The following is an 11090-nucleotide window of genomic DNA, read 5'->3' on the forward strand; positions in this document are numbered from 1 at the left end:
GTAGGGCTTGCCCTACGGAATCAATGCAACTGAAATTGCTGCTTCAGCGGCTGAGCGGCACCATCGGCCAGGGTAACGCACAGGCTCGACAGGACATTGCTGCGGAACGGGATCACCTGAGTGCGGCCATCCAGCTGTACTATCTGGTAAAACTGCGGCAGGTTGAAGTTGATAAAACTGGAACCGTAAGTGAAGCGATCGTGCGAAGAGGAGTAGAAGCGGCTGACGTCGCGCACCAGTTCCTCTTTACTGCCTTCACAATGGTGATAAACCTCAACCCGGTTAGATTCATCCAGAATATAGATGTTAAAGCCTTTATCGTCCGACGTGTCTTCGAAGAAGAACTGAATGATCCCCTCACTGGCGAAACCATCCACTACCGGCGGCAAGTGCACCTGATCGGTTTCCACTTTGATCGACAGACCGTGCAATTTGTTGTTGGAAATGGCGCCGTAGAATTCCACCGCGTTCTCCAGCTTTTGCACCGACACGCTCAGGCGCTCAAAGAACAGGCCCCAGGTCTGGCCGGCGACGCGCACCGCTTTGAAACGGCCCGGCTCCAGGCGGGTGCTGGACAGCCGCAGCTCTATGCATTCCGACACCAGTTGCTGAATGCGTGTGCGGATAAGACCGCGCAAATGCTGGCTATAGCAGAACACCTCCACCGATTCCGGTGGCGCGGCGTCCTGATGCATTTTACCGAGAATGGTCTTCAGCGCTTCCAGCACCGATTGCTCACCGCTGAAATGCAGGGTACGCACTTCGTTCCATGAGTTGCGGTACAGCAGATCGATACTGCCTACCAGGCATTGCTGCTGCTGACCGAAACTGAACACGTCGAGCTTGCGGAAATCGAAATGCACCACCTGATTGCGGAAGGCGGCGGTCGGATCGTTTTCCAGATTGACGATAATCGCCAGATGGCGGATTTCACACGGGCTGTACAAGGCTTTTGGCGTCGGTGCCGCCAGGCGCAGCGGGAAATGATGCGACACATCCGCCACCAGTTCCTGCAGTTTGGCCGTGTCGCACAGGTTGCCGCTCTTGATGTGCAGGCGGGTCTGCGGTGTCAGCAGGCCGTTGAAATAGGCCCAGGCCACCAGCTTGTTCAGGTAGCGGTTATATTCCAGCGGTTGGTGGCTGACGATGGAATCCATCGCCGGCGCCTGATTATACAGATACCAACCGGTGCGGTTGGCACGGCCAATCGGCACATGAATAAAGGTTAAGTCGTTTTCCGACAGGTCCGGCGAGATCTGCGGGTTAACCAGCGTGACCTTGCCGGGCAGGGCTTCAAACGCCGCATACAGCTTGCGGGTGAGCACACCGATATCCTGCGGGCTGGCGCTGACGCTGAGGTTGTTGCGGCGCGCGAAGCGGATCAGGTTGCGATAGCTCTGCATCATCGCATCCAGTAGTTCGTTGTGCGCTTCACGTACTCGTTCGATCTTCCAGTTGGCGCGGTTATCCAGGATAGCCAAGCGCCCTTCGTCCCATCCCCACTCGCTGACCAGTTGGCTCAGGATTTCGCGCCGCCAACCGACGCAAGCGTTAGCACGCGACAGTTTTTCACAGACTTTCAGATAGAAACAGCGACGGACGAGATCGAGGCGGGTGGTGTCGTTGATTTGGTTCAGATAATGCGTGACGCGTTCGAGCATCATGCAGTAGGAGTCGAGACCGAAACAGACGATCTCGCCTTCATGCAGGCGGTGTTTAATGTCCATCGCCAACAGTTGGGTATTCGGGTATTCCCAGGAATAGGCTTCCAGCAGCAAGGTTTTCAGCACGGCCTTGTAAGGCGAATCGATGCTCTTGTACAACTGCCACAGGCTGGCGCCAAAATACTCCTCCGCCGACAGCGTGCTCAGGCCGCCGAGATCCAGCCATTCGTTCGGCGTCAACGCACCTTGTGAATACAGCGACAGCACATATTCATCGTAATGCGCTTCTTCTTCACCCGGCACCATGTTCCACAAAATACGTTTGCCGGCCAGGCGCACCGCGGTGCGGTAAAACTCATCCAGCAGCAGGATATGTTGGGTGGATCCGCAGTTCTCGCCACCCAGGCTACCGCTCTCGTTATGGCGGAAGCGGTTTTCATCGATCAGGAAGAAGCTGACTTCTACGCCCATCGACGCCGACCATTTTTCCAGCAGGCTGCATTTTTCCTGCAGACGGCTACGCTCTTCGTTATCCAGCCAGGACTGATGGCACACCCAGATGTCGAGATCCGAGCTGCAGCTTTGGCCAATCGACGAAGTGCTGCCCATCGAGTAAACACCGGTAATCGGCAGTTCACCGCTGGCCGGCTTGTCAAACGGGCTGCCCCATTTGTCTTCTAAATCGTTAAGGTAATCTTGCTGGGTTTCATCAGGCGTGTAGAGGCAAACGCCGTGGGGAACGTTACCGTTCAGATAGCCCGGCATCAGTGGGTGATGGTGGTGCAGTAAGGTAGGCAGCAGACTGTATACCCGTTGAAACGCGGGCTTCATGGCCGCTAGGGCGCGATCGACTCGTAATTGGTTGATCGCATCCAGTCTCTGCTTCAGTGTCTCGATGTAGAGGTACAAGACGTCTCGCCTGATTATCCCGGTGTTTAGAAAAAACCCGTATTCCATAAGCGCCGTTTGTATTGGAAGAATATTTGGCAACTTATTGTCGGAAACGTGATCAATTTAACACCTTGCTGATTGACCGTAAAGGAGGTAACGCTCCACTATTATTGTAGCGCTTCTCTAAACGATTTACCCACAGTGTTAACTGCCCCAAAACACATCACACGTCCCGTTGATTCCGTTGTCCTTTCTCCGCCTGTGGCTTCTTGCACTGACAGTTTTCACACTCAGTGGTAGGATGGATGGCGAATTATAAAAACGGTAACAAGCATGTTAGACAAAATTATTCGAATTGCCACCCGACAAAGCCCACTCGCTCTCTGGCAAGCACATTATGTGCAACAGCGTCTGATGGCCAGCCACCCCGGCCTGCAGGTTGACCTGGTGCCAATGGTCACAAAGGGCGACATTATTCTGGATACGCCGCTGGCGAAGGTCGGCGGTAAAGGCCTGTTTGTTAAAGAACTTGAGTTGGCGCTGCTGGAAGGCCGCGCCGATATCGCCGTCCATTCGATGAAAGACGTCCCGATAGATTTTCCCGCCGGCCTGGGTCTGGTGACCATTTGCGAGCGTGACGATCCGCGCGACGCATTTGTTTCCAATCGTTTCGCCTCGTTCGATCAGTTGCCGCAGGGCAGCGTGGTTGGCACCTCAAGCCTGCGCCGTCAGTGTCAGTTGCGCGAACGCCGGCCGGATTTGATCGTGCGCGATTTGCGCGGCAATGTCGGCACTCGCTTGGCCAAGCTGGATAACGGCGATTACGACGCCATTATTCTGGCGGTCGCCGGGTTGAAACGCCTTGGGCTGGAGCAACGTATCCGCAGCCCATTGAGCCCCGAAGAGTGCCTGCCGGCTGTCGGTCAGGGTGCGGTGGGCATCGAATGCCGCCTCGACGATGACGCTACCCGCGCGCTGCTCGCGCCGCTCAATCACACCGCAACCGATATCCGCGTGCGCGCTGAACGGGCGATGAATACGCGGCTGGAAGGCGGTTGTCAGGTGCCGATCGGCAGCTATGCCGAGCTGGAAGGCGATAACCTGTGGCTGAGAGCCTTGGTCGGCTCACCGGACGGCAGCCAGATGGTGCGCGGCGAACGTCGCGGCCCGGCGGCCCTGGCCGAGCAAATGGGCGTTGAGCTGGCGGAAGAACTGCTGGCACGCGGCGCGCGTGATATTCTGCACGACGTATATCAGGGAAATCCCCCGGCATGACGATTCTGGTAACCCGCCCCTCTCCTTTTGGAGAACAACTGGTGAGCCGCCTGCGCGCACTCGGCCGGGTTGCCTATCATGCCCCGTTGATCGATTTCGCCCCCGGCAGCGATCTGCCTAAACTGCCGCAGGCATTGCAACAACTTAATGATGGCGATCTGGTGTTTGTCGTGTCGCAGCATTCGGTGAATTACGCCAACTCGGTTATTGGCCGCGCCGGGCTGACATGGCCGGCTCGGTTGTCCTATTATGCTATTGGCCGTGCAACCGGGCTGGCGATGCACCGCATCAGCAGCCTGCCGGTGGAGTACCCGCGCGAGCAGGAGATCAGTGAAACGCTGCTGCTGCTGCCGGCCTTGCAGAAGCTGGACGGCAAGCAAGCGCTGATACTGCGCGGCAACGGCGGGCGCGAGTTACTTGGCAATCAGTTGAGCGAGCGTGGCGCCAACGTCAGCTATTATGAATGTTATCAACGCAGCCCGGTGCACTATGACGGCAGTGAGCAAAGCGCCCACTGGCAGCGTGCCGGTGTTGATACGCTGGTCGTCACCAGCGGTGAAATGTTACAACAGCTCTATACTTTAGTTCCTGATTACTATCGTTCTTCGTGGCTGTTGCGTTGCCGCCTGATAGTAGTGAGCGAACGTCTGGCTACCCTTGCCCAGGAATTGGGCTGGAGCACGATTCGGGTAGCTGATAAAGCCGATAATGACGCGCTAATCCGCGCGCTACAATAAACCTGACTATGGGATGTGCCACTATGACGGAACAAAATACCCCATCCGCCCCGGTTGAAGAACCAACCCCAGCGGTTGAGATCTCCCAGCAGCCAGATGCTGACCGCCGCAAAGGGAAAAATACCGGTCCGGTGCTCGGCGCGATCGCCATCGTGCTGGTTATCGCTCTGGGTGCGGGCGGTTATTACCACACACATCAGCAGGCACAACGGCTCATCGCCGCCAATCAAGCTTTGCAGCAGCAGCTTGACGGGCTGAAACAGAGCCAGCAGCAAGAAAGAAACGCGTTGGAAGGTCTGTTGCAGCAACAGGGCAAAACGCTGGACGCAGCCGACCGCGAACAAGCCACTCTGGCCCGGCAGCTTAACGAACTGCAGGAAAAGGTCGCGACCATCTCCGGCAGCGATGCCAAAACCTGGCTGCTGGCGCAAGCCGACTTCCTGGTGAAAATGGCCGGGCGCAAACTTTGGAGCGATCAGGACGTGACCAGTGCGGCGACGCTGTTGAAAAGCGCCGACGCCAGTCTGGCGGACATGAACGACCCAAGCCTGCTCGAGGTGCGTCGCGCCATCACCGAAGACATCAGCACGTTGTCCACCCTGACCCAGGTCGATTTCGACGGTATCATTCTCAAAACCAATCAGCTGTCCAACCAGGTCGACAACCTGCGCCTGGCGGATAACGACAGCGATGAAGCGCCAATGGATCAAGACAGCAGCGAGCTTTCCAGCTCGATTGGCGAATGGCGGCAGAACCTGAGCAAAAGCTGGCACAACTTTATGGCCGACTTTATTACCGTTCGCCGCCGCGATGCCAGCGCCGAACCGCTGCTGGCACCGAATCAGGACATCTATCTGCGCGAAAATATTCGTTCGCGCCTGCTGGTGGCGGCACAGGCGATCCCGCGTCATCAGAATGAGACGTACAAACAGTCGCTGGAAACCATTTCCACCTGGGTACGCGCCTACTTCGATACCACAGATCCAGCCACCAAAGCTTTTCTGGAAGAGTTGGATAGCCTGAGCCAGCAGTCGATCTCCATGGACGTGCCGGATCAGCTGAAAAGCCAGCCGTTGCTGGAAAAACTGATGCAGACCCGGGTACGCAATCTGCTGACCCAGTCCCCTGCCGCTCACCAGGAGGGATAAGCCATGTTACGCGTGCTATTTCTGTTCCTGGTACTGATCGCAAGCGTGGTGGTCGGGCCGATGCTGGCCGGCCATCAGGGCTATGTGCTGATCCAGACCGACAACTACAATGTCGAAACCAGCGTCACCGGCCTGGTGATCATGGCAGTCCTGTTCTTTGTCGTGCTGCTGGCGATCGAATGGATCCTGCGCCGCCTCTTCCGCACTGGCGCCCGCACCCGCGGCTGGTTCCTTGGCCGCAAACGCAGCCGGGCGCGCAAACAAACCAAAGCCGCGCTGATCAAACTGGCTGAAGGGGATTACAAGCAGGTTGAAAAACTGCTGACGCGCAATGCCGACCACGCCGAGCAACCGGTAGTGAACTATCTGCTGGCTGCCGAAGCCGCACAGCAACGCGGTGATGCTTTCCGCACCAACCAGTATCTGGAGCGCGCAGCCGAGGCCGCCGATACCGATCAGTTGCCGGTAGATATCACGCGCGTGCGCATTCAACTGGCGCAGGGGGAAAACCATGCTGCGCGTCACGGCGTCGATCGCCTGCTGAACCAGGCACCGCGTCATCCCGAAGTCTTGCGTCTGGCAGAGCAGGCTTATCTGCGCACCGGCGCCTTTGCCTCGCTGCTGGAAATTCTGCCGTCGATGGGCAAAATCAATTTGCACACCGAAGATGAGCTGCAAGCGCTGCAACAGCAGGCTTATATCGGCCTGATGAACCAGGCGATGGCAGACGAGGGCAGCGATGGCCTGAAGCGCTGGTGGAAAGATCAGAGCCGTAAAACCCGCCATGAAGTCCCGCTGCAAATTGCGATGGTAGAGCACCTGATCGAATGCAATGACCACGAAATGGCGCAGGAAATCGTGCTCGACAGTCTGAAGCGTCAGTATGACGAACGTCTGGTGTTGTTGATCCCGCGTCTGAAGTCCGGCAATCCGGAACAGTTGGAAAAAGCGCTGCGTCAGCAGGTCAAACAGCATGGCGCTACACCGTTGCTGAACAGTACGCTCGGTCAGTTGTTGATGAAACACGGTGAATGGCAGCAAGCCGCCGACGCATTCCGTGAAGCGCTGAAACAGCGTCCGGATGCCTACGACTACGCCTGGCTGGCTGATGTGCTGGATAAGTTGCATCGTTCGGACGAGGCCGCTCAAATGCGACGCGAAGGACTGATGCTGACGCTGAAGCATAACGGCGAGTAACGCGACAATGCATTGTCTTTCAAGGCGCGCCCCCTGGGCGCGCCTTTTTTATCCGCTTTATTCTCTGGCCAGGGCATACAAACGCAGCCAACACAGATACAGCTTCAAATATGGCAATTATATATACCCAAAATAATTGGAGCTGAATCAAGGCGGATCCCCAGGAGCTTACTCAGGTAAGTGACTGGGGGGCGCAAACGCAGCCAACACAGATACAGCTTCAAGTATGAAGGGGATAGGCAAAAAAAAACACTTGCCGCGGTGGCAAGTGTATAAAAAGCAATCAGGTCTAGGACAACAGGGGCGGTGCCTCACTCAACGTTATGCCCGGAGTGTGATGTCAGCAGTTGCAAACAACGCTGTCATCGTTCTGGTGGACAATAGGCACCCTAAATCGGCTCTGCATCATTCCCAGGGTTTATGAAGCCTAAGGCGAACATAAGAGGTGGAATGAGCATCTACAGAATAGATATTGCACGTGGCGTGCCAACTTCAGGCAGACGCTCGCCGGATTTTGCATAAAACCCACTATTCAATTGAATTATAAAACATTTAATTATTTTCATACCGATAGCGCGGTTCGTTCTCCCGCGCCATGCTCTTGGTCTGCTGCTGCTAACTCTGTCGCCTTAAAACGACGACTTAAGCCAAAGTGATTTTTATCAAACAAAATCATAATGTTATATGTCTCAACCTGACGACAATGCGCAGTGCCCATGTCGCCGAAACCCAACGACGAGCCACAGCACGCCGACAAGGAGGACAAGGAGGACAAGGGCAGCGAGGAAACCTGAGGGAAATATAAAGTGCGGATTGCAGAAAGCGAAAAGCCCGTTCATTGCTGAACGGGCTTTTCTGAAAGTGGTCGGCGAGAGAGGATTACGCGCATCTGCAATGCTTGCCCTGCGGGCCGTTGCTAAAGCAACGTTGTCTCGCTACGCTCGACTCAAACCTCCTTCGGAGGTCCTCATCCTATAAACTACAGATGTAAAAAAACCCGCTAAAAAGCGGGTTTTCTTGAATGTGGTCGGCGAGAGAGGATTCGAACCTCCGACCCACTGGTCCCAAACCAGTTGCGCTACCAAGCTGCGCTACTCGCCGATTTCTTGTTGCAGATACTACTGAATTTTATCGCTTATGTCTATGTAAATATTAATATTTATTAGACATTTTGTGTGGTGCGAAGAGAGGGACTTGAACCCTCACGTCCGTAAGAACACTAACACCTGAAGCTAGCGCGTCTACCAATTCCGCCACCTTCGCACAGTCACAAAACAGCTTACAATTCTTCACTTCTCTTAGGAAGTGGGGTGGCTAATGGGACTCGAACCCACGACAACTGGAATCACAATCCAGGGCTCTACCAACTGAGCTATAGCCACCATTACTTCTTAACTTCACGCGGTAATACTACCACCGCAGCTCTTGCACACAAACTTAATGGTGCGCCCGACAGGATTCGAACCTGAGACCTCTGCCTCCGGAGGGCAGCGCTCTATCCAGCTGAGCTACGGGCGCATAGCGCCGTTGCGGGAGGGGATACTACGGATTTAACCCAATCCTGTCTAGTGCTTTTTCGAAGAAATGTTGCGTTTGATTACGCTTTGCTCACTCCCACGCTGAAAAGCGCTATCCGTAGCCCCTTTTCACCGGTTATTGCTGCGTTTCTGCCCGTTTTTCAGCCGGATGATGTTTCTTGTGCATGCCGAAAGCAAAGTAGCACAGGCTGACACCCGCCAAGAAAATCGCCCCCACCAGCAGAGAAATACGCGTATCGGGGTTAATTCCCATGCCAATCAGTACACAGACCAGGAAAGCGATGGTCAGATAGTTCACATACGGGAACATCACTGACTTGAAGCTGTGGGTTTTGATCGCTTCTTTATGGGCGCGACGGAAATACAGCTGGCTAATCAATACCACAAACCACGGCACCATACCGGGCAGCACACTGGCGCTGTAGACATAGACAAACACCTGCTGCGGATTCGGAATGAGGTAGTTCAGCCCGGAGCCGATCAGCAGGCAGACGATGGTCACGGCAATGCAGTTCACCGGCACACCGCTGGCGGACAGCCTGGTCAACCAAGCGGGCAGTTGGCGGTTCTTGGCCAGGGCATACAGCATGCGGCCACCGCTGTACATACCGCTGTTGCAGCCGGAGAGTGCCGCGGTCAGCACCACGAAGTTAATGATACCGGCGGCGGCGACAATACCGATTTTGGCGAAGGTCAGCACGAACGGGCTGCCGCTGGTGCCAATACCGTTCCACGGGAAAATAGTGACGATGACAAAGATGGCGCCGACATAGAAGATCAGAATGCGCCACAGGATATTGTTAATCGCGCGTTTCAGCGTGACCTGCGGGTTCTTGGCCTCACCGGCGGTAATGCCGACCAGCTCAACCCCCTGATAGGACGCCACAACGATACACAGCGCGAACAGGAAGCCCTTCCAACCACCGGCAAAGAAGCCGCCGTGTTGCGTAAGATTGGCGAAACCGATCGGCTCGCCGCCGTTGCCAAAGCCAAAGAAGATCACTCCCAATCCCACCAGAATCATCACGATGATGGTGGTCACCTTAATCATGGCAAACCAGAACTCCAGTTCACCGTAAAGACGCACCGCCGCCATGTTGGCCAAAGCGACCATCGCCACGGCGATCAGTGCCGGCACCCACTGCGGGATTTCCGGGAACCAGAATTGGACATAGACCCCAATGGCGGTGATTTCAGAGATGCCAACGGCAATCCACATGAACCAATAGCCCCAGGCGGTGAGATAACCGAAATACGGCCCCATGTATTTATGCGCATAAACGGCAAAAGAACCCGCTACCGGCTCCAGGAACAGCATTTCGCCCATCGAGCGCATAATAAAGAACACGAACAACCCGGCAATGATATAGGCCAGCAATACCGACGGCCCCGCCCATTTCAGCGTGCTGGCCGACCCCATAAACAGGCCGACGCCAATGGTGCCACCCAGAGCAATCAGCTCAATATGCCGGGCCTCTAGCCCCCGGTGCAGTCCTTGCGGTTTTTCTTTGTGTGCCATAGATCCTCAATGATGTTTTTTTGATTGTGTTTGCATGCCGGCCGCTGCCGGTCGTTATTGTTTTTAATTAAAATAGAGTAAATCATCCCCCGCCGCTTTGGCTGACATCAATGAATGTTCGGGGCGATCTTACGGCGAGAAAAACGTCGTTCAGCGCTGCCGCTCCGGGCGCCAGCGGCTGGGGATAATTTCCGGACGGTATCGTTTCGCATTTTGCCGCTATAAGCAAACCGCAACTTAAAACTTTATGGAATAAATGAGGGAGGGCTTAGGGGCTGAGGTTATAGAGGTGCTGCCTAATGCGTCATAAAGCAGGTTATTTGAACAAGTGAATACGCCAGGGCAGCACAATACACCCCGACGTATTTATCACATCTTGCCGCGGTAGTAGTAACCCACAAACTTCAGCAGTTTCAGCTGGCGGCCAATCCGGCTGGGTTGACTGAGCAGCCGGTAGAGCCACTCCAGACCAAGATTCTGCCAGACCCTTGGCGCGCGTTTCACATGGCCGGTGAACACGTCGTAGGTCCCGCCTACGCCCATATACAATGCCTGCGGATGCACCTTGCGGCAGTCGCGCATCAGGATTTCCTGTTTCGGCGATCCCATGGCAACCGTCACTATAGCGGCGCCGCTGGCGCGGATACGTTCGAACAGCGCATCGCGCTGTTCAGGCTTGAAGTAACCATCCTGGCTGCCGACCAGGTTCACATTCCACTGGCTGCGCAACTTCTGCTCGGTTTCCGCCAGTACCGAAGGTTGGCCACCAATCAGGAACACCGGTGTCCCCTCTCGGCCGGCACGCTGCATCAGCGCCTCCCACAGATCGGCTCCCGCTACGCGCGACACTTCAGCACCCGGATATTTGCGGCGGATTGATCGCACCATGCTGATACCGTCGGCATATTTGTATTCCGCTTCGTCCAGCAGTGCATGCAGCGCGGTATCTTCCTCCGCCTTCAGTATCTTTTCTGCGTTCATTGCCACCAGCGTGCCCTGTTTTACCTGACCACCGTCAAACAGAAAATCCATGCATTGCGCCATATCGCGAAATCCCCAAAGGCTGAAACCGCGCAGCTCGTATTTGGGAACCCTAATAGTTGCTTCCATCGTTATTATTA

At 55.5% G+C, this 11090-nt stretch carries 7 protein-coding genes, 4 tRNA genes and 1 other RNA gene; 4 read left to right on the forward strand and 8 right to left on the reverse strand.

Features of this window, described 5'->3' with window-relative positions:
* Nucleotides 1-20: 20 nt before the first annotated feature.
* Entirely contained in the window at nucleotides 21-2573 is a 2553-nt protein-coding gene (locus D4100_RS15000; RefSeq protein ID WP_006318321.1) for a class I adenylate cyclase, read from the reverse strand.
* Between the two features lie 315 nt (nucleotides 2574-2888).
* Between D4100_RS15000 and hemC the strand changes: the two genes are divergently transcribed.
* Genes hemC through hemY form a run of 4 tightly spaced genes read left to right on the forward strand, consistent with a single transcriptional unit; the run spans nucleotide 2889 to nucleotide 6912 of the window.
* On the forward strand, nucleotides 2889-3830 hold the full coding sequence (hemC, locus tag D4100_RS15005) for a hydroxymethylbilane synthase (RefSeq protein ID WP_006318328.1): 942 nt from the start codon (nucleotides 2889-2891) through the stop codon (nucleotides 3828-3830).
* Nucleotides 3827-4567, forward strand: a complete 741-nt coding sequence (gene hemD, locus D4100_RS15010) for a uroporphyrinogen-III synthase (protein ID WP_006318329.1) — start codon at nucleotides 3827-3829, stop codon at nucleotides 4565-4567. Before hemC ends, hemD begins: the two co-directional genes overlap by 4 nt.
* A gap of 23 nt (nucleotides 4568-4590) precedes the next feature.
* The gene (gene hemX / locus D4100_RS15015; RefSeq protein WP_006318330.1) at nucleotides 4591-5715 is read left to right on the forward strand and encodes a uroporphyrinogen-III C-methyltransferase; all 1125 of its coding nucleotides are present in this window, start codon (nucleotides 4591-4593) and stop codon (nucleotides 5713-5715) included.
* A 3-nt stretch (nucleotides 5716-5718) separates the two neighbouring features.
* Nucleotides 5719-6912 (forward strand): protoheme IX biogenesis protein HemY, encoded by a 1194-nt coding sequence (gene hemY, locus D4100_RS15020; RefSeq protein ID WP_006318331.1) that lies wholly within the window; start codon nucleotides 5719-5721, stop codon nucleotides 6910-6912.
* Nucleotides 6913-7774: 862 nt separating this feature from the next.
* Here the strand turns inward: hemY and D4100_RS15025 are convergent.
* The 7 genes from D4100_RS15025 to wecG form a co-directional block, all read right to left on the reverse strand.
* A non-coding RNA gene (locus tag D4100_RS15025) (RtT sRNA) lies at nucleotides 7775-7904 on the reverse strand.
* A 32-nt stretch (nucleotides 7905-7936) separates the two neighbouring features.
* A tRNA-Pro gene (locus D4100_RS15030) sits at nucleotides 7937-8013 on the reverse strand.
* A gap of 75 nt (nucleotides 8014-8088) precedes the next feature.
* Nucleotides 8089-8175 (reverse strand) — tRNA-Leu (locus tag D4100_RS15035).
* Nucleotides 8176-8218: 43 nt separating this feature from the next.
* Nucleotides 8219-8294, reverse strand: a tRNA-His gene (locus D4100_RS15040).
* Nucleotides 8295-8353: 59 nt separating this feature from the next.
* Nucleotides 8354-8430 (reverse strand) — tRNA-Arg (locus D4100_RS15045).
* A 135-nt stretch (nucleotides 8431-8565) separates the two neighbouring features.
* On the reverse strand, nucleotides 8566-9969 hold the full coding sequence (gene thrP / locus D4100_RS15050) for a bifunctional threonine/serine APC transporter ThrP (RefSeq protein WP_065505710.1): 1404 nt from the start codon (nucleotides 9967-9969) through the stop codon (nucleotides 8566-8568).
* 369 nt (nucleotides 9970-10338) lie between these two features.
* On the reverse strand, nucleotides 10339-11079 hold the full coding sequence (gene wecG / locus D4100_RS15055; protein ID WP_065505709.1) for a lipopolysaccharide N-acetylmannosaminouronosyltransferase: 741 nt from the start codon (nucleotides 11077-11079) through the stop codon (nucleotides 10339-10341).
* Nucleotides 11080-11090 lie beyond the last annotated feature (11 nt).

It is taken from the genome of Serratia inhibens (genome assembly GCF_003591175.1).
Classification (GTDB): Bacteria; Pseudomonadota; Gammaproteobacteria; order Enterobacterales; family Enterobacteriaceae; genus Serratia; species Serratia inhibens.

What these genes read in the sequence shown, in the direction of transcription:
- hemD (WP_006318329.1), top strand. Translation starts at nt 3,827, where the DNA reads ATGACGATTCTGGTAACCCGCCCCTCTCCTTTTGGAGAACAACTGGTG.
- hemC (WP_006318328.1), top strand. Translation starts at nt 2,889, where the DNA reads ATGTTAGACAAAATTATTCGAATTGCCACCCGACAAAGCCCACTCGCT.
- thrP (WP_065505710.1), bottom strand. Translation starts at nt 9,969, where the DNA reads ATGGCACACAAAGAAAAACCGCAAGGACTGCACCGGGGGCTAGAGGCC.
- hemY (WP_006318331.1), top strand. Translation starts at nt 5,719, where the DNA reads ATGTTACGCGTGCTATTTCTGTTCCTGGTACTGATCGCAAGCGTGGTG.
- wecG (WP_065505709.1), bottom strand. Translation starts at nt 11,079, where the DNA reads ATGGAAGCAACTATTAGGGTTCCCAAATACGAGCTGCGCGGTTTCAGC.
- hemX (WP_006318330.1), top strand. Translation starts at nt 4,591, where the DNA reads ATGACGGAACAAAATACCCCATCCGCCCCGGTTGAAGAACCAACCCCA.